The following is a 25,082-nucleotide window of genomic DNA, read 5'->3' as shown; positions in this document are numbered from 1 at the left end:
AGGCAGGCTGTCTGCCAGACAACGATGAGGATGTCATGAAAAGAATTGCCACCTTGCTGCTGGTCACTCTACTGTCAGCATGCAATACCCCTTCTCCTTCGACCAACCAGGCGGCTTCAGACAAGCTCGATCCGCTGGACTTTGTTGACCCATTTATTGGTACCGATGGCAAAGGTAAAACCTATCCTGGCGCCACCGTACCCCATGGCATGGTGCAGCTAAGCCCCGATAATGGCCGTACCGGCTGGGACTGGATAGCCGGCTACTTTTATCCTGACAACATTATCGCCGGTTTCAGCCATACGCATTTATCCGGCACTGGCGCAGGTGACTTGTACGACATCTCTTTTATGCCGTTAACCCGTCCCTTTAAAAAACTGAAAACTGAGGGCGGCCCTGCAGATGGCACCATTATCTCGCATTTCAGTCATGAACAAGAACAAGCCAGCCCCGGCTACTATCAGGTACTTTTGCAAGATTACGATATTAACGTTGAACTAAGTGCCGGTGTTCGCAGCGGTATACAGCGTTATCAATACCCTGAAAATACTAAACAGGGTGTCATTCGCCTCGACCTTGCCTACAGCCGCAATTGGGACAAAACCCTGGCTACCCATGTGGAGATCTTCGACCACTATAGTATTGGTGGTTATCGTCGCTCTACCGGCTGGGCCAAAGATCAGAGAGTGTATTTTTACACGCGCTTTTCCCGACCTATCGCTCAACATCTGATTCAAGCCAATGGCCGCACCCTCAGACAGCCTAAGGGCTTTGGTGAAGATCTCAGCCTGGAAATGGACTTTGAGTTAAGTGGTGACAACAGCATCTTGGTGCATACCGCCATCAGCTCGGTCAGCATAGAAAACGCCAAAGCCAATCTGGAAGCAGAAGTGCATTTATTGGACTTTGAGCGCACCAAGCTGGCTGCTGAGCAAGCCTGGCGGGACGAACTGAGTAAGGTCGTGGTTGACGCCACGCCGGATAACCTCAAGCAGTTTTATACCGCTATGTACCACGCATCACTGGCGCCACGGCTCTTCTCCGACCTGGATGGCAGTTATAAGGGCCCGGATGGCCGTATTCAGCAAACCGGCAAGTACCCTCGCTACGAATTTTTCTCCTTGTGGGATACCTTCCGTGCTCTGCATCCCTGGAAAACCATCATCGACCAGCGCCGCACCCGCGAGATGATGGACAGCATGATGGCTCACTATCAAGTGGCTGGGCGGTTGCCTGTGTGGATATTTCAGGGCAACGAAACCGACATGATGATGGGGTATCACTCAGTTCCCGTTTTGGTCGACGCCTACTTAAAGGGGTTAACTGACATTGATGGTGAAACCTTGCTTAGCGCCGTATTGCAAAGCGCTGAACAAGATGAGTTTGGTTTACAAAGCTACCAGAAGCTTGGCTATGTGCCCTACCCCGAACGTAAATGGAATGTGGCCCTGACCTTAGAGTACGCCTTCGATGACTGGGCTATCGCCCGTTTGGCCAAAGCCCTGGGTAAAGAGGACATCTACCAACGCTTTGCCAAGCGTGCGCAGAACTACCGGCACCATTTTGACCCGCAAAGCGGTTTTATGCGCGCTTTGGACGAGCAAAAGCAATTCCGCGAACCTTTTGATCCCAATGCCTATCATCCAGAAGATTACTGTGAAGCCAATGCCTGGCAATACAGCTTCTTCGTACCCCATGATGTTGAGGGTATGGTGGAAATGATGGGCGGCCCGCAAAAGGTCAGCGCCAAACTGGATCAGATGTTCAACACAGTGCAGGATCTCGAAACCTTCCCGGAGTGGATTTCGGGTTATATCGGCCAATATGTGCATGGCAACGAACCCAGCCACCATGTGCCTTACCTCTATCAGTATCTTGGCGAAGGGCAGAAAACCCAGAAGCTGGTCAGACAAATTATGGATGAGCTTTACAGCACCGCCCCGGATGGCCTGGCAGGTAATGAAGACGCAGGGCAAATGTCGGCCTGGTATTTATTCAGCGCCCTGGGCTTCTACCCGGTCGATCCGGTATCCGGCGAATATGTACTTGGCAGCCCTGAAGTACAAAGTGCTGACATTCATCTGGAAAACGGCAAGGTATTTAAGATCCGCACAGAAAATCAGGGGCCGCAGCAGGTCTATGTGAAATCCGTGACCTTAAACGGTAAAGCATTAACAGGCTTTCGTCTGCGTCATAGCGACATTATGGCAGGCGGTGAACTGGTATTTAGCATGAGTGAAAAACCATGAAGACGTTGTTCTTTGGCCTGCTATTGGCCAGCACTAGTGCACTGGCAGGCAACAGCCAATATGTGAATCCTTTTATCGGCACCTCAAATTTTGGTGCCACCCATCCTGGCGCGCAATTTCCTAACGCACTGGCTTCCTTGTCCCCGTTTAATGTGGCGTTTGGTGACACACTGAACAAATTTGAGAAAGACGCGGCCTGGAACTCCAGAGTGTATATCCATGAGAATCGTTATCTCACCGGGTTCAGCCACTTGAATTTAAGCGGCGTGGGTTGCCCCGAAGCCGGCGTGATGTTGTTGATGCCTACCACCGGAAAGCTAAATCTGGATGCCAGGGAATACGGCAGCACCTATTCGCATGAGCAAGCGAGCCCAGGTTACTACAGCAGTATGCTGGACAAGTACCAGGTAAAAGCCGAACTAACCAGCACCCTACGCAGCGGGCTTAGCCGTTTTACATTCCCGGCCGGACAGTCGCATATTCTGCTGAACTTGGGGCTGGGCCTTACCAATGAAAGCGGCGGCTCGTTAAAGGTGGTGTCAGAGCAGGAAGTGGAAGGCAGCCGTATGCTCGGCACCTTTTGTTATAACCCTGAAGACGTGCGACCGGTTTATTTTGTGGCCCGCTTCAGTAAAGCGGCGGCGGAATTTGGTGCCTGGAAGAAAATGCCCAAGTACCAGAATGTAGAAGCCGACTGGATCCACTATAACGACAGCATTAAACCTTATCCGGGCTTTCGTCAGACCTTATCCGGTGATGACATAGGTGCCTGGTTTAGTTTTGATACCTCTGCCAATGAAGCCATTGAGGTTAAGCTGGGTATCTCATTTGTTAGCATCGAAAATGCCCGTGCTAACCTGGATGCAGAACAACCCGGCTTTGATTTTGCCAAGACCCGTCAGGCCGCGGTTGACGCCTGGGACAAGCTGCTGGATAGGGTTGAAGTTGAGGGCGCGGATACCAACAAAACCCTCTTTTATACGGCGCTTTACCATAGCTTGATTCACCCCAATATCCTGCAGGACGTAAACGGTGATTACCCTTTGATGGGCCAGCAAGGCGTAGGTAACAGCAAGCGGAATCGCTATACAGTGTATTCGCTATGGGATACCAATCGTAACCTGCACCCGTTATTAAGCTTGCTTTACCCTGAGTTACAGAGCGATATGCTCAACTCAGCCGTGGCCATGGCCGCTGAGAGTGGCTGGCTGCCAAAGTGGGAGCTATACGGCATGGAAACTCAGGTTATGGTCGGCGACCCTGCCACGCCTATGCTGGCTGATAGCTACCTGCGCGGTATCCGCGATTTTGATATACGCAGTGCCTATCAGGCCATGGTCAGAGCGGCCGAACAACGAAAAGACAATCTGCTCAGGCCGGAAAATGCCGACTACCTGGACTTAGGCTATGTGCCTGTCGATGACGAAGGTGCCTATGACGGCAGTGTGTCCACCAGTCTGGAATACTACCTGGCTGATTTTAATCTGGCCCAGCTGGCTGGCGCGCTAGGAAAAACCGAAGACCAGCAGAAATACCTCAGCCGTGCGATGAACTACCGTAAGTTGTTTGATGCCAGCACAGGTATGTTGCGCCCCAAAAATCGCAGTGGACAATGGCTAACTCCCTACGACCCAGAGCTTGGCAGAAACTTCGAGCCGGCGCCGGGCTATATTGAAGGTAACGCCTGGAATTATCGCTTTTATGTGCCTCACGACACACCTGGCCTGATAGAACTACTGGGGGGCCAAAACGATTTCCTAAACGCACTAGACGCCACCTTCGATACCGGCAATTTCGATATGGCCAATGAACCGGACATTACCTACCCCTTTCTATACAACTATCTGGACAATCAGGGTTGGCGAACGTCGCTAAGGGTTAAACAGCTCATTGCTGAGCACTATGGGAATCACCCAGCTGGCCTGCCGGGTAATGACGATACCGGCACCATGTCGGCCTGGTTAGCCTTTGCCATGATGGGGATTTACCCGGTCAGTCCAGGGGTGATGGACTATGCCTTGTTTGAACCCAGCTTTGACAAGATCACTGTGCATCTGAATTCAGATTACTACCCTGGCGGCAGCCTGGTGATAGAAAGCAGAAAAAAGAACAACAGTTCTAATACTAACACTCAAATTAAATTCCAACAGAAGGATTTAGAACGGCCATTCTTAAGCCATCAAGCGCTGGTGAATGGTGGTCGGTTGGTTTTCCAATAGCCGCGCTATTGGCAACCAGAATGAGTGAAGTACCTTTGCCGGGCTTTTGCCCGGCATCCACTGTCAGTCTATGGATTTGTTACCACAAAGGAGCTTAGAAATGCCTAAAGTCACAAGCGTTTTGTTGGTGGTATTAAGCATCTGCTATGTTAGCAGCGTAAAGGCACAAGCACTTGTGGTGGAAAGCGTTAACCTGCGTTACGACAATCCCGCCGATGGCGTTAACGCCTGGCCTCATAGACGGGCAATGGTAAAAGAGCATCTGCAAAATCTTCGCCCCGATTTGGTCGGCCTTCAGGAAGTGTTAGCCCACCAGTGGCAATGGCTGGGACAGCAGCTACCAGAGTACGGGCAGTTGGGCGTGGGACGGGATGACGGTAAACAAGCCGGTGAGTTTGTCCCTGTACTCTATCGTCTCGACAGGCTGGAATTAAAAAAGAATGGATATTTTTGGTTATCGGAAACGCCGGATAAAGTCGGTTCTATAGGCCCTGGGGCTCACTTACCACGCGTCACCAGTTGGGCATTGTTTTACGATAAGCAAAGCCAAAACAGCTTTTGCTTTTTTAATACCCATTTTAGCCATGTGAGCGATAAGGCCCGGCAATATGCGGCAAAACTGCTGCTGGCGCAAATCGCCAACCGCTGCGAGGGCTTACCGGTAGTTATTAGCGGAGATTTTAATGTCAGCCCGTCTGATGCAACTTACCAACTACTTACTGAAAGGCTGAGCGATACCGCCGATAAGTTGGCTCCGGCCACTTTCAACGGCTTTGGCAAGGCAAAATCGGCTGCGCGAATTGACTACATTTTTATCGATAAGACTATCGGCAGTTCACAGTATCAAACCCATCAAATCATAAGGGATGGGGTGTATATCTCCGACCACTACCCTATCTCTGTGTCGCTGCAGTTTTAAATACGCTGGCAGAAAGTGCCCCGCCATGGCGGGGCATGCGGTCTTTACAGACTAAATAATGTGGGTGAGCTGTTCGGCGTCCACTGCGCATTGGAGGTATGCGCAGAGAGGACCGTATAGGTATTTCCCATATAAAAAACCTGGTCTCCTACCTGATACTCAACATTTTCAGCCCAGATGCGGCTGGCCATATCCACTACCCATAGATTGGATTGGGAGCCCGGAGCCCAGCTTGCCTGAGAAGTGTGTGCCACCAAAGCGCGGTAGATCACGTCTTCAAAGGACACATAGTCTCCTACCTGGTAAGACTGACCGTCCTGCCATGGCGTCGCGTAATTATCCAAGGTATCAAACACATAACCAGCCGCTTGCGCTAGCGCCAGGAAAGACGCCAATTTAGGCAGGTTCAAGGTTGCTCCTTGTCCACGTTTACCGTCTTCAAACAGGAAATCGTGGGTCAGAATAATCACCTTGTCCTGATGCAGAGGATGACCGCAGGGGAAAGTGTGGGTCGTTGAGTTGTCCGGTGTCAGGGTACTGGCCGCACAAGTATTCTTGGCGGCATCGACTTTGGCCAACAGTGCAGCTGGCTCTGTCAGGCTTTCAGCCGGAAATGGAATTCCCCAGTTTTCCGGCGCCCAGTCCACATCCCAACCATGAATTACATAGCGCTGATCTGCCAGCAAGTCAGATACTGCCATACCGTTTAGGGAACTTTGAAATGGTTGCTCAGGGTCACAGACATTACGCGGATCCCAAGGCTGGAACTCATCGGTAGTCGCACATAATCCATCACCTCTGAAATCCTTTGTTACCCGCCATCCATTGGTATACGGCAGACGCGCTAGATTCTCACCTTTGAAGTTTGGATAACTATCAATACCTGGTAGATATTGGCGTAGACTTGTCAAATTTTTATCAAACTTTGACGCATCCAACGCTACATTCTGGTAGGAGCGTACATTATGCATCGCCGTAGCATTGCACTCTGCCGCACTGAATTCATCGACGCTAGTCTTGCCAACGCAATTGTGTACCATGTGATCATAGCTGTGGTTAGCAATGACATGACCTGACTCCAGCGCAAACTTAAGCGCAGCGAGAGCCTGATCTTCATTCTCGTCGCCAATGCCATCCAAATGCCAACTATTGAAGTAGAAAGTGGCCTTAACATTGGCATCGTTAAGAATTTGAATAAGTGCAGGCGTTGCATTCATAGGACCATCATCAAAGGTCAGATAAATCGTTCCTGTGGGGGTGGCAGCTACGCTCATAGACAGGCACAGGCCTATGCAGCCAACTGGTAGCAGGGTTCGCTTAAACATATCAAAACTCCTTTTGAAATTAATAAGTTAGCCGAAGACTCCATCCAGAGACATCCTCTTTCTCATTCGGCAGTATATAAAAGATCCCGCGGGCTTTTTACGCTAGAGAGTTGTTAATTTTTTGTCAACCAACAATAATGACAACGCTGTCATATCTAAGTCTAAAATCACCTGAAAGAGCTATTTCGATGGTTTTTCAAGCTATATATGATTTATCTATAAGATGTGCCAGGCGGATATAGAGACGGTGTCAGGCCCCCAAAGGTAAATGCTTGCGTTTGCGATCAAGGAGTCAGGTTCGTTGAAATTGCGCTAGCCAATGCAATCTGTGATGAAGCATACCTGCTTCGTGCCGCTTTTGATCTTTGTGGTCAAAAGCCTATCTAAAATGCCTTCCTCACCACCAAGTCGCCAACAACACTAATACAATCAACATCTTAGATGCGCGGCGGTAGCTATGACCCCCTTCGTGTATTTCGTGTCCTTCGTGTTGGATTGAATTTTTTTCTCACCACGAAGATCAGAAGAACACGAAGAGAGGATAACCTTCCCTTAGGTCAACAGTTTGCTTAATATCGAGAGAGCGATACCACTAAGAACAAGTGAACTAATTTGGATCTAACCCTTTTATCTAAAACTAATATTCTAACAGCCCCACCACCAAGCCAAAAGATAACACCAATAGAATCAATATCTTATATCTTTGATGATAGCTATTTACCCCTTCGTGTATGTAGTGGCAGACTAAACCCGAACATCGTTTTAAGTGGTAGCATCACACTGAGTAGCGAGGTGTTCAATGAAAAGACAGAGACGGTCATTTAGTCCGGAATTTAAACACGAAGCAGCCAGCCTAGTACTTGACCAAGGCTACAGCTGTCTAGAGGCAGGGCGTGCGCTGGATGTGCACGAGAACACAGTCCGCACGTGGGTAAGACAGTTAGATACTGAGCTTCGGGGTACCACCCCCAAGTCAAAGGCGCTAACACCAGAGCAGCAAAGGATCCAGGAGTTGGAAGCCCGCGTGAACCGGCTGGAACGTGAGAAAGAAATTCTAAAAAAGGCTACTGCTCTCTTAATGTCCGACGAGCTGAAATCCACGCGCTGATAGACCGGTTAAGGGAGCATGAATCAACGGCATTGGTCTGTTCAGCGATGGGTGTTGGCGTCAGCAGTTATTACGAGCGTCAGGCGCGTCAAAGGGGAGTCCACGCCAAACGCCGCATTCTGCGAGCAAAAGTAAAGCGCCTGTTCGATAAGAGCCGCCAGTCTGCTGGCGCACGAACCATGGTCTCCATGCTGCGTGATGACGGCATTGTGATGGGGCGATTCAAAGCTGGCCGCCTGATGCAAGAGCAGGGTTTAATGAGCAAGCAACCCGGCAAGCACGCCTACAAAAACCTGCAGGTGGAAAGGCCGGATATTCCTAACGTGTTGGACAGGCAATTTACTGTTGGGAAACCCAATCAGGTCTGGTGTGGTGACATCACTTATATCTGGGCTGGCTCTGCCTGGCACTACGCCGCAGTAGTCATTGACCTGCATCGACGTCGAGTTATCGGTTGGAGCCTATCTCAGCGGCCAGATGCCGAGCTCGCGGCGAGAGCACTGGATATGGCCTATGAATTACGAGGTAAACCCCAAGGCGTCCTGTTCCACAGTGACCAGGGCTCGCAATACGGCGCTCGCAGATTCAGGCAACGACTATGGCGTTATCAAATGACGCAGAGTATGAGTCGCCGGGGAAACTGCTGGGACAACAGTCCGATGGAAAGAGTGTTCAGGAGCCTGAAATCTGAATGGATGCCAACAATTGGCTACGGCTCAATTAACGAAGCAAAACGGGATGTGGGTTATTACCTGATGAATTACTACAACTGGGAACGACCGCATCAATTTAATAACGGGCTACCACCGGCTAAAGCAGAAGAATTAGCTAAAAAGGTGTCCGGGTTTTATTGACCACTACATTAGCTTAGCCGTTTGCTTAATGTCGAGAGAACGATATCACTAAAAATGAGTGAACTAATTTGCAGCTGCCACTTTTTATTCTCGCTTCGCGCAGCCAGTGTCTCGCTTTGTCCATTTTGACTTGCTACATGCTATTGAATCTTATGACATTTATATCCAAAGGTTTGGACATACAGAGACCTATATAAATCCCATTTCTCGCTTTCACGCATGGGGCTGGTGCTAAAAGCGCTGGCAGATTTTACTAAGGTGTTGTTAGTATGGGAAAAATTAAAAAAAACTGTGACTTATTGGCGTTTTTCAGTTTGCGGCATAACGCGAATTCACAGTAATAAGCTGTTAGATTTATGGAGTAACATGCTAACTTCAATTTTTCTCGCAACACTTTTAAGTTTTCCTGAGTCTTCAATAACAGGTTATTGGTATGGAACACCAGATGAACACAAGGAAGGCCGGCATTTTCTCGTATATCGAAGCAATGAAGGAGAATACATATCACTTCAACAATTTTTGGATGGGGATAAAGTAAGCAAATGGAACATTCAATTCGGTTACTGGGAGTTAGTAGAAGACAAGATTGTGGTTAGTCATGTAGGCACTTACGATGCACTAGGATCGCATGTAACTCAGTCTTGTGAATTAGAAAAGTCTAAATATCAAATTACCGAAAGTTCAAAAGATAAGCTTTTATATTTTTCTCTTGAATCAAATGCTTCTTACACAACTTTTCGAACAACCCCTAACGAAATAAAAGGCAATAGGTTTGTTGATTATATCGACGTAATTATTAAGGGGATTCACATGCATAGGGCTAATTGTGAAAAAATCTAACAAGCCGCTCAAAGCGGCCAGCTTCGCTGGCGGGACAAATTTTCGCGGGCTGGCGCTTCGCGCAAGTGTAGCCCACTCAATTTGCCCCTTAGCGGGGCGTTAGCTTCACAAGGTAAGAATGGAACTACTTAACGAAATATTGGCTGACTACAGCGATTATTGCCACCAAAAACTCCAAGCGGAGTTTGGAGCATACTCCCAAGGATCATATGACCCAATATATTTGTACCAGCGCTATAAGTGTAGAATTATTGAAACAAGAGCACGTGCCGTATCTGAAGCAAATGGATTGGTTGTTCCTGAGTCATACAGAGCCGCATACGAAAATATTGTCGACTCTATTAAAACAGGAAAATGCCTCAAAAAATATCAAAGCAGAAAGCTTAAAAACCTGCATTGCGATGATGACATGTTATCCCATTGGGGAATACAGCATCTTCATATCAATCAGAGCGTAGAGCAAGATGGATTCGTAACGAGAACCGGGGATCTCCTGTTTATACACTTCTCCGATAGTGAGGCTCATGTGTTGGGGATATTTGATCACGGAGCATGGTGTGATCTAGACCTTATTCAGATTATGCACAACAACTGGCCTGAGCAATTGGCGATTTATAAGTCAAACAGCAATGCTGTACCGCTAACAGAAGAACAGTACAAAACATTAAGAAAAAAGCATGCCAATGCGAATGTAACCGTTAATGATGGCACGGAGTATATATGCCCTGGAATGGGAGTGACAGCTAACGGGGCTCCAATTTATGCAGTTCTTAACACCGATAAAGTAATCTTTATGTTCAATAGAGCATTCGATCTCATAAAAGAGAACATTGAACAAATACTAAATTCCGATCCAAAGAAAAGACAGAGTGAAACTATTACTGTTGGGATGGAGTTTTTGCATGATAGCAATGCCATTGCGTATAAAATCAAGGAGACTGGCTTTGTATTCACGCTATCAAGCTAACAATGCCAGGCACGGCGACGGCTTTTCTGTTGCGGCTTCGCCTCCACTACAAAGCCGTGCGAGCTGGCGGCGTTAATTGTTTTTATGGAAATCGAGCCGAAAATTGGAATTGATAAAATAAAGCTTGGTATGAGTATGGATCAGGTGAGAACCCTATTGGGCGATCCCGATAATATAGAAATTTTTATACCTATAGAAAATCAGCCTGAAGATCGATCGTTCAATTGGTTTTATGGAGATACCGAATATAGCTTTGACTCTGAAGACCAATTTTTACTTAGTAGCATACAGTCATCTTCTTCAGAATTGCTTCTTAATAAGAAGCCAATTATAGGCATTTCAGCTAAAGAGCTACTATCTAGGTTCCCATCTGTTGAACTTGATGATGAATTTGAGTTTGATATAGATGAATATAGGCACTCGGAGTTGCAGCTTTCTTTCTGGGTAAAAGATGGAACTGTATATTTGGTAACCATCTATCCAGAATACAATAAAAAAGGTACTGAGGTTATTTGGCCTCGGTAAACAACAATTAACAAGTTAAATCATCGGAAAATCACTCGCTTCGCTCGAGTTTTCCGCTGCTTAAGGCGTTTATGTATCTCATGAAGAAAATGAACATCGTTACTAACACAGACAAAAAGATAGTTCATTTCATAGTCAGAATATGGCTTGTCATAGGTTATTTTTTCGTTGGGTATGGACTTTATAGGGCTTATTCAGAAAGCTACGTAATAACAAAGTCAGGTCGCGCCTATTTAACTAATGATCCTATTATGTTTTGGCTAATAATTGTTCTCAAACTCGTTTTAATCTTGGGGTTTACATTTTATTTTTTCAAAAAGCCAAACCTTGAGGCCATGGGCAAAGATTGAGGTTTATAACAACGCGTGTCCGATTTATCGAGGGAACATCAGGTCGCGTAAAGCTGGCAAAGGAGAATCTGTGACTCGAGCTAAAAGAATATTTATTTTGGGACTGGTAGTTGGTCCTGCTTTGGCTGAGTTTTTGGGACTTTTATCTCGATTCATTAGTTTGGTTAACACTGAACTAGGCATTGCCCTTTTAGATTTCGTAAATTTAGTTTTCCCTTTTTCATCAGTTATATTTTCAATTGCGCTGATTAAAGCTGTCTCTTTCGATTCTGGTTTAATGTTAAAAGTATGGAGCTACTGCCTCTCACTAATATACGTGTTTACATCTAGTTATGGCTTTTGGGAACCGGGTACTATTGTTGAGGGGCTGCTATATAACTCTAACTACCTTTGCGAAATCGCAGCATTATTGACAGGTGGAGTAGTTGTTTACAAGTTCCTAAAAGAACAACCATCCCACATTAAGGCTGCTGCATAGCTAACGCTTTAACTAAAGTGTTCAAGAGGTTAGGTTCGCTGAAATTGCGCTAGCCAATGTTCTCTGTGATAAAGCATGCCTGCTTAGTGCGGCTTTTGATCTTTGTGGTCAAAAGCCTATCTAAAATGCCTTCCTCACCACCAAGTCGCCAACAACACTAATACAATCAACATCTTAGATGCGCGGTGGTAGCTATTTGTCCCTTCGTGTATTTCGTGTCCTTCGTGTTAATTTGAATTTTATTTTCTCACCACGAAGATCAGAAGAACACGAAGAGTGATAATCCTCCCTTAGGTCAACCGTTTGCTGAATGTCGAGAGAGCGATATCAATCAAAGTGAGAGTCTGGGAGAGCGGTATCACTAAAAATGACAACCCACAGGCCAACTAAGCTTAACAAGCCCCAAGCAAAGGCAAATGCTTGCGTTTGTGATAAGTCAGAGCAAGGTGCAAACAATGCTTGATAGCGGCCTCAGGAAGGGAACCACTTACAGGTAGCAGTAATGCCCGGTTTCCCTCAAATTCAAAGGTTTGCGGGTACAATTCACGAAATGTTTCCACCAGTTGGGTTTGGCAGTGGAAATACAATTGAATCATCTCTGGACGACCAGCTTTCCAGTCCATTCTCACCGGGCTGCCGCCTTGCACCGAATAACTGGGTTCTCCCCATTTCAAACTTTCCTCCATACAGCCTAAGTTTTGCTCCTCGACAAGCGTAAAAATCCACTGTCGGATTTGCATTAAGGCATTTGCTACTTGCGTAGAATAAACAGAGAATTTTTCCTTTACTGCCACGTCCATATGCATGCTGCTATTAGTTGACCGTCTTAGGCATAGCTTTAACAGTAATTGAACGCGTCAGCATTTGTGTGATGCTGATGCAATACACCAGCACAATGGCCAAACCAATTGCCAACACACTCTGAGAGGGGAAGATAAACCAAGCAGCAACGACTAACAGGGTACGCAATATTGCATGCACTATCCCTAATGGATGCTGCACTATCCAAGAGTAGATAATCCAATGAATACCCAATGCAACGCCCAAACTAAGAGGCACAAATTGAGGATGATAGATAAAAAGAGGAATATGCACGGCCCACAATAAGTTAACCATCAGTACCGCGGATCCCATCAACTTGGACAACGGGTTAGTAGCTGATAGCAGGTCTTCGCCCCGCACTTTTGCGATCAACAGTGCCAGCGGAAAAATGCCCCCCGAGGCGAATAGCAAGACCAGAATTCCCATGTATTCTGATAGCTGAGTGGACACCAGTGCGACCATCAACCACACAAGAGCACCGGCTATAGGCATAGACACTGAACGATTTACACTTTGCTCAAATTGTTGGCGGTATTGTTCCAACGTCATGGAGTTAGCCTCGGCTTCTTCAGAGAATAAATTTACCCGCCTATCTAACCAAACAAAGCTAAAAAAATCAAAGTACTAGAGACTTCTGGTCGTTTTTGAAGATTGACAACATTTATCGCTCCCGTGCCAAGCTCAGGTCGAAAATTAAGCAGGTATTACGCTTAAACGGAAACGTCCTGCAGCTCTGACACAAACACATACTTGTCACCACGATAGACCGAACGGGTATATTCCACCGGCGAGCCGTCGTTTAAGTAGGTTTGACGCTCAATACGCAGCACCTCGCTGCCGTCTTTTACTGTTAGCAATCCTGCTTCTATAGGTGATGCCAATGAGGCGCGTAGCTTCTGGGTGCCTTGTTTTGGATGCTTGCCATATTCTCGCAGAGCCTGGTAAAGGGAGTCCTGTACTACATCGGGAGAAGGCAATGTGGCGGCAGGGATCACCGCGTGTTCAATGGCTAATGGTTCACCGTCAGACAAGCGCAAACGGCTGAATCGCATCACGGGTTCGCCTTCATTCAAGCCTAAATGCTTAGCTTCGTCCTCAGTCGCCTTGGCCAGACTTTTTACCAGCCATACCGAACTTGGTGATTCACCACGACTTTTGGCATCTGCACTAAACCCGGTCAGGCGCTGACCAGATTGTTCCCGCCCTGGGGCGATAAAGGTTCCGGCTCCCTGGCGACGCACCAACAGGCCTTCCTCAATCAGTTGCTCCAGTGCCTTACGTATGGTCACCCTTGAGGTGCCGGTAATCTCCATCAACTCACGTTCGGAGGGCAAGGCCTGGCCGCTTTTAACCACGCCGTCATCAATCAACTGGCGAATATGGGTAGCCAGTTGGCGATAAAGCGGCGTTGCATCATGCAGGTTTGGAGTCAATTGTTTTGGGAAAGTGTGCATCACTGCGGACCTTGTTTTTAAGACTGTTGAGCTCCGTCAACAATGCTCTGAGTAGGGTTAATGCCACTTACAACTTGGCAACGTTATGTAACAGAATATCTATTTTCAAAATGCAGTCTACTGTACAAACAAAAAAGGCGGCGACTAACGCCGCCGCCTTTCAGCAGAGGTTATGGACGGTAACGAACCGACAAACCAAATGAACGACCAATCACATCGTAGTCACTCACTGTGCCAAACAAGTTGCCGGCCGCTTTAGGCATAGGCGGCTCTTTGTCGAACAGGTTGTCGATACCGAAGGTCAATTGCAGTTCGTCTGACACTTCCCATGATGCTGCCAGATCAATGTAGTTCTGGGCTGAGATCGTATCAGTAGCATCAAGTGCATTCACGACATCGCCGATGCGACGCCAGCTCAACTGTACATTAACCTCATCAATGAACAGGTCAATGGCTGCACGATGGCGATAATCGGCTTGCAAAATACTGGCAAAGTCGCCAGTACAGGCAGTACCGAAGGTACCTTTACAGTCACGGGCTGCAACCGTGGCGTTGTCCTGACGTTTCTGTTCGGTTACTACGTTACCCTGATAGCTGATTTGCAGGGTTTCACCGAAACCAAGCAGTGAATCAAAACGGTAACGGGCACCAATATCAATACCGGATTGCTTCAGGGTCGCCAGGTTCAGGTCATTAACCAGCGTCTGGCTGATAAGACCGGTAGTGGGATCACGCAGTACCGCACCACACAGAGGGTTATCTGCAACCGGGTTGTCGATATAACAGTTGGTCAACGCAGCGATTGGCTGGATCTGGCTTACTGCATCAGAAATTTCGATATCGTAGTAATCCAAAGTCAGGTCAAAGCCGTCAATGTAGTCCGGGGTGTATACCAGACCCACAGTGTAGGTTTCCGCTTCTTCCGGACGAATATTCGGGTTACCACCGAAAGTATAAACAGCCTTGGAGGTATCGAACACAGTACCAGGGGCAGCTGCACCGAATCGGGCACATTGCTCGGCATTACCTCGTCCATCTAAACAAGGATCACCGTCAAAACGGCCGCCTAAACGTGGTACGAACTGCGAACTGTTAGGGTCGAACAATGCCAGAGACAAAGCAGTCTCCGGACCGGCAAACTCACCCAGGTTTGGTGCGCGAATCGCGGTTTGACGGGTGGCACGGAAACGCACGTCGTCATTGATAGTCCAGCTCAGCCCCAACTTGTTGGTATTAGCGGAATCTGTGTTGGAGTAATCAGACATACGGTACGCACCTTCCAGGTTCAGCTCCTGAACGAAAGGCAGGTCAACCAGCAAAGGCACTAGCACTTCGGCGTAGAACTCTTTGGAGTCAAACTCAGCGTCCATATCAAAGATACCGCCCAGACCATAGGCCGTGCCGCTGCGTAGCGCACTGCCGGCGGTTTGGATGCCATGCTCTTTACGATATTCATAACCTACGGCGTAGCTCAGCGGACCGGCGGGCAATTCCAACAGGCCTAAGGTATCGCCGGAGAAGGTCAATGCCACAATGCTTTGCTCACGCTGGCGATCAGAATGCAGTACTGGGTTGCTCAAGCTGCTCAAATCAGCGTCCGGACCGAAGATGTCAACGGAATTGGCAATAGCGCCGAAGCGGCTGTTACCGGCTGCGTCAAAGCGCACACCATTGTTATACACTGTTGCTTTACCGTCGGTACGGCCATATTGACCATACAGATCCCAGGCGATGTTATCTGTAATATCACCGCGCAAGCCCAGTTGGAATTGCAAGGTATTGCGGGTGGTTTTGGTGTGCTGCATACCAAAACCCAGGTTTCGCTCAACATTAACCAGGGCTTCGCCATTGGCATCAAAGGTCAGCAGGTCGCGGAACTGGTCAGTGATAAAGGCATTATCGGCACTGATAGTGACTTTCTCATTCACAGATACGGGTGTCTGGCCGGTAGAGCCTGCACCTGTTACACGCACCTGAGTGAACATAGCTCGACCATAAGCCTCAACGCTGTCCGCCAGGTCATAACTGAAGAAAACACCGGCACTTAAACGCTTCAATGGTTGGATCAGGAAACGTTCATCAGTCACATCCGTAGTTTGGCGTGTGGTAGAAAAATTGCCTGCATCATCAAAGGCAAAGAAATTACCACTGGCTACATCGGTAAAGTTGCCACCCTGGCTGGCTACCAATGTTTTAGTGGCAGAAGTGAAATCACGCTCACCGGCCAACAGCTCCTGGCGCTCGGAGTAGCCCAGATAACCCGTAACATGGCCACGACCGTCATTGATGTCACCACCAAAAATCGCATCCATATTAAATTGCTCACCACCACCGCTTGGCATCTCGTAGCTGCTGGATAGCTCCAGTCCTTCATACTGGTCATCCAGAATAAAGTTAACCACACCGGCTACCGCATCAGCACCGTAAATAGCGGCCGCACCACCGGTTAGTACGTCAACACGTTTGATCAGACCGGCGGGAATGCTGTTCAAGTCAACCGAGTTACGGAAGCTAAAAGGTGTGGCACGGGTACCGTTGATTAAGACCAGCGTACGGTTTTGTCCAAGACCACGTAAATCCAAGGTAGAAGAACCCAAAGAGTCACCTACCGTAGCACCAGTGCTGTTGGCACCACCTGCCGCCTGGGGCAGCTTCACGGTGATATCTTCAACCGTTACCGCACGGTCCAGCTGTAGCTGGGTTTTCTCAATGGAAGCAACCGGACTGGTTGCCGTCAGCTCACTGCGGGCAATACGCGAGCCGGTTACCTGAATAATTTCTGCACTTGTTTCTGCACTTTCCTGAGCCTGGGCACTGGCCAGCAAGCCAAACTGTGAGACAAAAGCAGTTGTAGCGGTACAGGCCAACAGCCTGGTAATTTTGTTCTTCTTCATTTAACGTCCTCTGCGATTATGACAATGGTATTAAATTGGTATTAAAAAATTTTGATACATCAGATACCATTAGTCAAACCGAAGGCGCTTTTTACTTTCTCTTGCTTTGTAAGTAAATCTCTTGCAAACCTGAACAAACCGGGTTTACAACGCGGATTGCCGCTGTGTACAAGCAAGCAGGAAAGTGTAGAGTACAAAGTTAATACCAATTTCCAGGCAGGAGACCGCAATGCATCGCCATATCGAGACACTTCAGCAACTTTCCAGCAAGCCAGAACGCTTAATTATCGGTTTGATGAGCGGCACATCCCTGGATGGTTTGGATGTTGCGCTGTGCAAAATCCATGGTGACGGCTTGCAAAGCAAAGTGGAATTGCTGGAATTCACCACAGTTGAGTATGACGATACTTACCGTCGGTTGATTCGCGATATCTTTTCCAGGCGTGATGTGGACTTACAACAGGTTTGCCTGCTCAACCCCTGGATAGGCACTCTGCATGGAGAAATGATCCTCGACTGCCTGAAGACCTGGCAACGTCAGCCTCAGGAAATCGATCTCATCGCCAGTCACGGCCAAACTATCTTCCATGCGCCTAAATCCCTGCATGGCGTGACAGCAATGCCAAATGCCACCTTACAGATAGGTGACGGCGACCATGTGGCGGTGAAGACAGGTATTATTACTATCAGTGATTTCCGCCAGAAGCACATTGCTGCCGGGGGCGAAGGCGCGCCACTGGCGGTGTACGGCGATTTTCTGATCTTTGCCGACAACCAGGAAAATCGTGTGATGCTGAATATGGGCGGTATCGCCAACTTTACTTTCCTGCCTGCCAGTTTGGATGCACAGGCCGTATTTAGCACCGATGTGGGTACGGGTAACACCTTAATGGATGCGTATGTACAAAAGCATTTTGCCCCAAAAACCTACGATGCCGATGCTGCTATTGCGCGTGCGGGCAAGATTAACCCCGCACTCCTCGGTGCATTAAAAGCCCATGACTTTTTTACCCAGGGCTTCCCCAAAACCACAGGGCCGGAGCTGTTTAATCTGGACTATCTGGCCCGCGCACAAGTCGCCAGCCATACCCAACAGCTCAGTCATGAAGATGTCATGGCCACCCTGAATCGTTTTTCTGCCGATATGATTGTGGACGCCCTGAATCGCTGTGCCGGAGCGCTGGGTGAATACCATTTGTATGGCAGCGGCGGTGGTGTGCATAACCCGCTGCTGATGGACAATATCCGCAGTCAGATCCCTCAGGCTAAAGTACATTCAACCAGTGAGCTGGGTATCAACCCCGATGCCAAAGAAGCCGTGCTGTTTGCTCTGCTGGCCAACGAATGCGTAGCCGGAGGTAAAGCCCAGTTTGGTAACGCCAGAGAAGGGATCCCCAGCGTCACTATGGGTAAAATCAGTTTTCCAGACTAATCAGCCTGACACGCTGATGTGAATCACTACAGGCTAACGCGGCTGCCATCCAGCAAGCCGCGGTAGCGCTTGCCATTTTCAATCAACAGCACTTCACCGTTTTCGCCATTTTTTATGCCGCTGTCGATGGCAATGATTTTGCCGTCATAGAAGCTTGAAACATGTTCCTGAGTGGTATGCCCGACAACTATGCTGTTAACCCCAAAGTGACTGCGCAACGCATCAATGTCTTCGTTGCTGGCCTGTGGAAAACGAAAATAGCCACGATACCAGATAGGACCATTGGTCTTATGCAGGTAACGGCTAAAACCTTCCCTGGGATGGTCTTTATCTTCGATCAACTGGCCGGAGAACACCTGATTAATCTCTGCAAGAGACCTGCCTTCTTTGGCAAGATCCGGGTGTAAACCACCGTGCAAAAACAGTAACTCACCCACTTTGACCAGTACATTGCGACCGCGTAGCCATTGCCCCAGCACCGTGTCTTCACCATATAAGGCAGGGAAAGGCCGATTCAGCAACGAGGCAACCTTCTCATACTTTTCATTCAGATAACGAAGGTCGCCATTGAGTACCATCACTTCATGGTTACCCAGCAGAAAATGCAGCTTGCCGCCCGCTTCCTGCGCCTGATGCTGTAACTGGTATATCAACCACAGGGCTTCCGTTTGACGAGGCCCACGATCAAAAATATCACCGGTAATCACTAAATGGCCCTGGCCAAACTGCCAGTTACCTTGTTTATCCATAATGCCATGCACGGTCAGCAAGGTTTTAAGTAGCTCAAACTGGCCATGAATATCACTGATGGCTGCCAGTTTCGAAGGCTTGGGGTATTCCAATACCGGCCGTTTCGCCGCTTGCGGTTGCAACTGTGCCTGTAAGCCACATTCTTCAATGGTGACGGTACTTTTCACTTCAGGAAGTGTTGCGGCTTTCGCTTCACCGGCACAGACCCATAATGCCTGCCAGTTTGGCTGACTGGTAAACACATAAGGGCCATCATCCAAGGTGTCAGCACTTGTAATACCTGACGCACATACCAGAACGGCTGAAATCAACAAATGACGCATATTTATACCCAACAACTTATCCCCATCCCTGCTTAGTTAAAGACTTGGCTTCCTCTGCGCGGACAAACAACCTGGTAAAAAATAAAACGGGCGCCGCAGCGCCCGTTATAACAAGAGTGGAATTAGAACTTCAGTTCTGCACCCAGATAAGCGAAGCGGCCTACACCACCGTCAAACTCACCTTCATAGTTACCATTACCGGTTACAACACTATCTCCGGTGTTTGGCACGAATGGGCTCTCTTTATCGAAGACGTTACGTAAGCCGCCGTATAGCTTCAGCTCCATACCACCATCTAAATCCAGGTTGTAGGAGGCAGATACGTCGTGAGTAACGTACGAGCCGTAGAACAAGTACAAAGGTGTTTCAGGGTTAGCTACACCACCAGTACCGGCATCCAGCTTCGCCTGATTTTCAGCCTTCAGCTCTTCCCAATCAGCAACTCGCTCGTGGTCATCGACCACAGAACTCTTGTACTTGGTTTTCCAACGAATACGCAGATCATCGTAGCGCCAGGTAACAGAGGCTGTCGCTCGGTCAGTAAAGATACCAGAGCTTAATTCGCCGTTGTAATCCAGGGTCTCCAGACCATCGTTTCCTTCATACGTCACTGAACGCTCGATAACGTGTGTGAAGTTCAAATTGAATGACAAGTCGCCGTATTCAGCTGTCTCGTACTTGTACTTCATAGACACATCGTAACCACGAGCCTTTTCTTCAGCCAGGTTAAATTCACGCTGAATCAGCTGGGTAATATTACCTTCAGAGTCACGGGTAATATCACCACAGAACGCATTGCCTTCACCAAATGGAACCGATGAGTCATAACACTCTCTCAGGATCTGCTCATTACCGATGGAAGTAATGGCATCTTCAATAGTGATGTCATAGTAGTCCAATGCGATATTGAAGTTTTCCAGGAAGCTGGGCGCTGCGGTAATACCTAAGGTATAGGTGTCTGCCGTTTCTTCTTTCAGATCCAAATTACCGGCATTCGGAGAATAACCGGTATTTTCATCCTCAAACACACCATTCAATGCGATGGCGTTGGCGATCCCCGGCTCCTGACGGCAGGCATCATGACCTGGGCCGGTAGAGGTAGCAGTTACACCGTCACAGATATCAGAGAAGCTGTCATAGTCACCACGAGGAGGTGATACTAACTCAGTGATACTGGGAGCCCGCTGTGCACGAGAGTAGTTAGCACGGATAGCATAACCTTCTGCTGGTTCCCACATCAAACCCGCACGATAAGAGGCCATCAGGTCGATATTCTTCTGGCTGTAATCAGCCAAACGCAATGACAAGTCCAGGTCCAGACGTTTAGCGGCCGGTGCATCTTTCAACAACGGCAAGGTTGCCTCACCAAAGGCTTCCCATACCTTCACTTCACCAGAGAACGGTGGCACGTCGTTAAAGGTAATAGCCTGACCACGCAGGGCAACATCGGTGTCTACTTCCTGCTTATCGCGACGGTATTCAATACCAAAGGCCGAAGCGACCATACCCGCAGGCATTTCAAACAGGTCGCCTGTCATAAAGGCTTGCAGGTTTAACTGGGTAATATCGGTGTTGATATAGGGATTGGCGCGAATATAGTCTGCCGCTTCTGGGCTGATGCTATTAATACCAAAAATATTGACCGGCACACAGCCTTCAGCGCGAGCTTGCTCGTCGGCACACTGAATAGTCGTACCGTCAGCTGCGTATTCAGCATCCAGACCTAAGGCCAGCTTAGTGATACTGATTTCATTAAAACGGCGCTGTTCTTGTTTGAACTTGCCGTAGCCCACAGACGCTTCCCAATCCCACTGTCCATCAAACAAGGTACCTTGCAGGCCAGCAGCGGAACGGATAGTAGTACGGGTGTTCTCGGTAATAACATTGCCCACTTCGTCGAAGCGACGATCCCAGGTGATATCTTTTCCTGCGGTATCCGCAATGATTGCGGGTGCAAACGGATTATTTATGGAAATCGTTCCTGGTATTTTCAAGTCAGAGAGACCGGTTATAGGATCAATATACAACTCGTCATCATTATAATCCTGACCTTCTGGCGGATTAGTACGGCCAGATTTGTTCTTCGCGTAGTGAATTTGGAAAGTACCGCGCAGATCGTCAGTCAGGTCGTAGTTCACTTTAAAGGCGCTGGCTAGTTTATCGACGGGTATCTTCAGGATATCCCACTCAAAGGTATCATAACCGTCGCGTTCTTCTTTAAAGCCTTCTTTTAAATTATTGTCCGCGTCATACCACCATTTATTGCCTTCAAAACGGCCACCAGAGATATCGTTGCTGCGCTCACGCCAGTCGTCCATAGTGATGTCACGCATACACTGGTCGCCATCAATGGTGTTGTTGGCGTTACACATTTTCTCTGCATCGTAGTCAAAGCTCGACTCGTACTGAGAACGGTCACGATCCCAGGCCAACAAACCAAACTGACGATCCCAGGTCACTGCAGCAAGCATATAACCGCGGTCATCATCAAAACTGGCACCATAGCCTGTGTCGATAGTGAATTCGCGAGCACCGCCTTCAGTACTCTCACCGCCACGCACGTCGATTTCAAAACCGGTTTTATTATTTTCAGTGATGATGTTCACAACACCGGCAATAGCGTCAGAACCGTATACCGCTGAAGCACCACCAGTAATAACTTCTACACGGTCAACCATGGCAGCTGGAATAGTGGCCAAACTAATGTAGTTACCACTGTAGCTGTTGGATACCGCACGACGTCCGTCAATTAACGTCAGGGTACGGTCTGTACCTAAATCACGCAGGTCGATGGTCGACAAGCCGGTGTTTTGCACGCTGCTTTGAGAGTTGGTATTGCTTGAACCGGCGCTGATAGAAGGAATCTCATCAACCAGAATGTCGGCCAGTTCACCCAGACCACTGTCAACCAAGTCTTCTTTGCCCATTAACATCATGGGGGTAGACATGGAGAAGCTGTCGCGCTTGATACGAGAGCCGGTAACACTGATCTTTTCGACTTCCTTAACTTGCTGCTGCTCAACCTGCGCGGCATTGCTGCTTTGAGTGGCTGACACCTCAACTTGCTGCGCCATTGCTGAGGCGCTGCTAAATACCGCTGCCTGAATAGCAAGGGTTAAGAGTTTCTTTTTCATTGGTTGTGTATCCCTAAAATAATTTTACTTTTACGGGTTTATTGCTCAGCGCCAGCGACTACCTACTGGCGGATGATTCCTTTTATTTAACCTGGTTAACAAGCACAATACAGTTGGACTCTATTCTTCCCCAGTTATATCTCTATTTAATCTCTATTCTCTCTTTTTTCTTTTTATAACAATGAGTTGAATTCCACTGTAATCAAGGGTAACATTTGCTCACGCTATTATGATTGCGACCATATCGGCAATCCGATACTCTGCCTTTACACTGTTCGACCACTGTTAAAAACAGCATAAAAACAACGCCATGCTTCAGCAAACCCCCTTCAGATTAGGTCAGTTCAGAGTTGAGCCGCTTGAATGCGCCATCTATCTGTCGGATTCAGAAAAGCAGAGCTTGCAACCCAAGTTTATCGAGGTGTTGTGTTACCTGGCTTCTCATTACCCTCGGGTAGTTCCACGTCAGGAACTGATTGAACATATATGGCAAGGCAACGGCTACGTAGGCGAGAAGGCCTTAACCAATGCCATCTGGCATCTGCGGCAGGCGCTTAAACACCCGGATGGAAGTGAAAGCATCCAGACCATTCGTAAAAGTGGTTACCAGTTGCTGCGCGAACCTGAGTATCTGTCCCCCCCCAAGACGCTTGCACCAGCGGCGTCAGAAACTTCTTCGACAAACCAGCGCCGACGATACCCTCCTTTGTGGTTATGGGTACTCCCTATGCCATTACTGCTCTTAGTGTTTTGGTGGCTGCAGACAGAGGAGCTGAGCCCTATTAGCGGTATCGAAGTTATCACCACCCAACCGGGGATGGAACTCTTCCCTGCGCCAACTCCTGACGGCAGGCATGTGGTGTATAAATGGCGTCGGCCGGACGGCAGCATGGACTTATATATGCAGGACACCCAGCAGCCCAATCTGTCTCCCAAGCAGTTAACCTTTGACGAGGAAAACGAAGGGCGTGCTGTCTGGGATATGACGGGTAAGGTGCTGTATTTCAGGCGTAAAAATGATGATCTTGAAACCTGTAACATGATCAAACTAGATGTACAAAGCCTGCAGGAACAAATTATTGGAAAATGTCCGCTGGGGGGCGACTTGCATTATCTGGATATCACCCCGGATAACAGTACGCTGGCTTACTGGGGCCTGGAAGGGGTTGCCGACAAACCTGCGGTTTATCGCCGCCGAATAAACAGTGAATCGAACGAAACACCGGTATGTCTGACCGAATGCGACATGCGCGACCGGGATATGGCTTTTTCACCCAATGGGCAGTATCTGGCCATTAGTCGCCGTCTTAGTCGTTTCTCGGAAAACATCTATCTGCATGACCTGGCTACTGGTCAGGAAAGACTGATGATTGAAGGCGAGTCCGATATTGTTGGCATTACCTGGCACCCGGATGGCAAGCATCTGGTTTACGGTGTGCAAAGAGCAGATTCACGTTCTGGTTATTTGTTGAATGTCGTTACCGGGCGCTTAACGCCTTTGAATATTGAAGGATTCAGCTACCCGTCGTTTGCCAAGCAGACGCCCTGGTTGTATTTCCAAACGCGCAGCGAGTTTTATCAGATTGCTTACCTGCCGCTGGCAAACGACCTGCCATCCAGCCCATTTCCGTTTTTGCAGTCAGACTACAACCATAAGTATCCAGACTACTCAAATGCCAGTGACAGCATTGCCTATCTGTCCAACGAGTCAGGCAACTATGAGATATGGATAGCCGACGCCGATGGCAATCAGCGCCAGCAGTTGACTGAGTTAAAGCGCCCTGTGCTTTTTCCTAAATGGTCCCATGACGGCAAACGTATTGCCTTTCTGGCAGCAAACGCCGATGGCAGTGGTGACTCTTTGATGGTGGTAGAGGTAGCAACCAAGCGCATATCCCGAGTGCCCAGCCCTTACAATGGCCATTACCGGGTAACCTGGACAGCCGATGACAGCGCTTTAGTCGGGTCTATTTACATGAATGAAGACACCGAAGAGCGTGAGCGCGAACTCTTTCTGCTGCCCTTGGATGGCAGCCCTGTTACCCAGTTAACGTATGACGGCGGAAGACATGGTGTACTGCTTGAAGACGGCAGCTTGCTATACACTCGCTCCGAGCCGGGCCTGTACAGACTGTCACCGGGCTCAGAACAAAGTGAGTTGCTGATCAGCGCAGAACAATTTGGAACGCGCTACTCCTGGACCTTAGCCGACGACGGTATTATCTATTTCACCGACCCTGGTACTCGTTACAAGGACATAAAACACTATGACGCCCGAAGCGGCGAAATTAAGCCGATTCTGCGCCTACCGGTGCCCGAGGTAGTCACAGAGAGTTCATTTAGCCTGGACAGCAAGCGGCAACGCCTGCTGTTCAGCAATACCATCAAGTATCAGTCAGATATAAAACGTCTTAAGCATCTTGAGCTGAACTAGCTTTA

General features: G+C 48.4%; 17 protein-coding genes. 10 read left to right on the top strand and 7 right to left on the bottom strand.

Going from position 1 to position 25,082, the window contains the following annotated elements; genetic code table 11:
• Positions 1-35 precede the first annotated feature (35 nt).
• The 3 genes from KJY73_RS13190 to KJY73_RS13180 all read left to right on the top strand — a co-directional run bounded on the left by KJY73_RS13190 (position 36) and on the right by KJY73_RS13180 (position 5,387).
• Positions 36-2,249 (top strand): GH92 family glycosyl hydrolase, encoded by a 2,214-nt coding sequence (locus tag KJY73_RS13190; protein WP_214344187.1) that lies wholly within the window; start codon positions 36-38, stop codon positions 2,247-2,249.
• Positions 2,246-4,468 (top strand): GH92 family glycosyl hydrolase, encoded by a 2,223-nt coding sequence (locus KJY73_RS13185; RefSeq protein WP_214344186.1) that lies wholly within the window; start codon positions 2,246-2,248, stop codon positions 4,466-4,468. The genes KJY73_RS13190 and KJY73_RS13185 overlap by 4 nt, the downstream gene beginning before the upstream one ends.
• Before the next feature lie 100 nt (positions 4,469-4,568).
• Positions 4,569-5,387, top strand: coding sequence for an endonuclease/exonuclease/phosphatase family protein (locus KJY73_RS13180; protein WP_214344185.1), 819 nt, complete (start codon positions 4,569-4,571; stop codon positions 5,385-5,387).
• A 44-nt stretch (positions 5,388-5,431) separates the two neighbouring features.
• Here the strand turns inward: KJY73_RS13180 and KJY73_RS13175 are convergent, their stop codons facing one another.
• Positions 5,432-6,712: a carbohydrate-binding protein gene (locus KJY73_RS13175; protein WP_214344184.1), complete on the bottom strand. Its 1,281-nt coding sequence runs from the start codon at positions 6,710-6,712 to the stop codon at positions 5,432-5,434.
• A 799-nt stretch (positions 6,713-7,511) separates the two neighbouring features.
• Here KJY73_RS13175 and KJY73_RS13170 point away from each other — a divergent pair.
• From KJY73_RS13170 to KJY73_RS13150, 5 genes are all read left to right on the top strand, one after another.
• Positions 7,512-8,674, top strand: a protein-coding gene (locus KJY73_RS13170; RefSeq protein ID WP_214344183.1) for an IS3 family transposase whose coding sequence is annotated in 2 segments (ribosomal slippage) — positions 7,512-7,767 and positions 7,767-8,674 — 1,164 coding nt in all. Because the reading frame shifts where the segments join, the coding sequence is not laid out codon by codon here.
• 228 nt (positions 8,675-8,902) lie between these two features.
• Positions 8,903-9,514, top strand: a complete 612-nt coding sequence (locus KJY73_RS13165) for a hypothetical protein (protein ID WP_214344182.1) — start codon at positions 8,903-8,905, stop codon at positions 9,512-9,514.
• A 118-nt stretch (positions 9,515-9,632) separates the two neighbouring features.
• Complete coding sequence (locus KJY73_RS13160; protein ID WP_214344181.1) at positions 9,633-10,481, top strand: hypothetical protein; 849 nt, start codon at positions 9,633-9,635, stop codon at positions 10,479-10,481.
• A gap of 84 nt (positions 10,482-10,565) precedes the next feature.
• Complete coding sequence (locus KJY73_RS13155) at positions 10,566-11,006, top strand: outer membrane protein assembly factor BamE (protein WP_214344180.1); 441 nt, start codon at positions 10,566-10,568, stop codon at positions 11,004-11,006.
• A gap of 420 nt (positions 11,007-11,426) precedes the next feature.
• The gene (locus KJY73_RS13150) at positions 11,427-11,834 is read left to right on the top strand and encodes a hypothetical protein (RefSeq protein WP_214344179.1); all 408 of its coding nucleotides are present in this window, start codon (positions 11,427-11,429) and stop codon (positions 11,832-11,834) included.
• A 392-nt stretch (positions 11,835-12,226) separates the two neighbouring features.
• Here KJY73_RS13150 and KJY73_RS13145 read toward each other — a convergent pair whose 3' ends face one another.
• The 4 genes from KJY73_RS13145 to KJY73_RS13130 form a co-directional block, all read right to left on the bottom strand.
• Positions 12,227-12,574, bottom strand: coding sequence for a DUF1801 domain-containing protein (locus KJY73_RS13145; protein ID WP_408611390.1), 348 nt, complete (start codon positions 12,572-12,574; stop codon positions 12,227-12,229).
• Positions 12,575-12,647: 73 nt separating this feature from the next.
• Positions 12,648-13,205, bottom strand: a complete 558-nt coding sequence (locus KJY73_RS13140; RefSeq protein ID WP_214344177.1) for a DUF7010 family protein — start codon at positions 13,203-13,205, stop codon at positions 12,648-12,650.
• 161 nt (positions 13,206-13,366) lie between these two features.
• Entirely contained in the window at positions 13,367-14,110 is a 744-nt protein-coding gene (locus tag KJY73_RS13135; RefSeq protein ID WP_214344176.1) for a GntR family transcriptional regulator, read from the bottom strand.
• 170 nt (positions 14,111-14,280) lie between these two features.
• On the bottom strand, positions 14,281-17,004 hold the full coding sequence (locus KJY73_RS13130) for a TonB-dependent receptor domain-containing protein (RefSeq protein ID WP_214344175.1): 2,724 nt from the start codon (positions 17,002-17,004) through the stop codon (positions 14,281-14,283).
• 229 nt (positions 17,005-17,233) lie between these two features.
• Between KJY73_RS13130 and KJY73_RS13125 the strand changes: the two genes are divergently transcribed.
• Positions 17,234-18,436 carry an anhydro-N-acetylmuramic acid kinase gene (locus tag KJY73_RS13125; RefSeq protein WP_214344174.1) on the top strand — a complete coding sequence of 401 codons (1,203 nt, stop codon included), beginning with the start codon at positions 17,234-17,236 and terminating at the stop codon, positions 18,434-18,436.
• Between the two features lie 26 nt (positions 18,437-18,462).
• Here the strand turns inward: KJY73_RS13125 and KJY73_RS13120 are convergent, their stop codons facing one another.
• Both KJY73_RS13120 and KJY73_RS13115 read right to left on the bottom strand, forming a co-directional pair.
• Positions 18,463-19,509, bottom strand: a complete 1,047-nt coding sequence (locus KJY73_RS13120) for a metallophosphoesterase (protein WP_214344173.1) — start codon at positions 19,507-19,509, stop codon at positions 18,463-18,465.
• A 122-nt stretch (positions 19,510-19,631) separates the two neighbouring features.
• On the bottom strand, positions 19,632-22,643 hold the full coding sequence (locus KJY73_RS13115; protein ID WP_214344172.1) for a TonB-dependent receptor domain-containing protein: 3,012 nt from the start codon (positions 22,641-22,643) through the stop codon (positions 19,632-19,634).
• Positions 22,644-22,953: 310 nt separating this feature from the next.
• Between KJY73_RS13115 and KJY73_RS13110 the strand changes: the two genes are divergently transcribed.
• Positions 22,954-25,077: a winged helix-turn-helix domain-containing protein gene (locus KJY73_RS13110; protein WP_214344171.1), complete on the top strand. Its 2,124-nt coding sequence runs from the start codon at positions 22,954-22,956 to the stop codon at positions 25,075-25,077.
• Positions 25,078-25,082: the final 5 nt, after the last annotated feature.

The sequence above is a fragment of the Bowmanella yangjiangensis genome (genome assembly GCF_018531185.1).
Classification (GTDB): Bacteria; Pseudomonadota; Gammaproteobacteria; order Enterobacterales; family Alteromonadaceae; genus Bowmanella; species Bowmanella yangjiangensis.
Note: the sequence above shows the minus strand (reverse complement) of the source record. Positions and strands in the feature narration are given on the sequence as shown.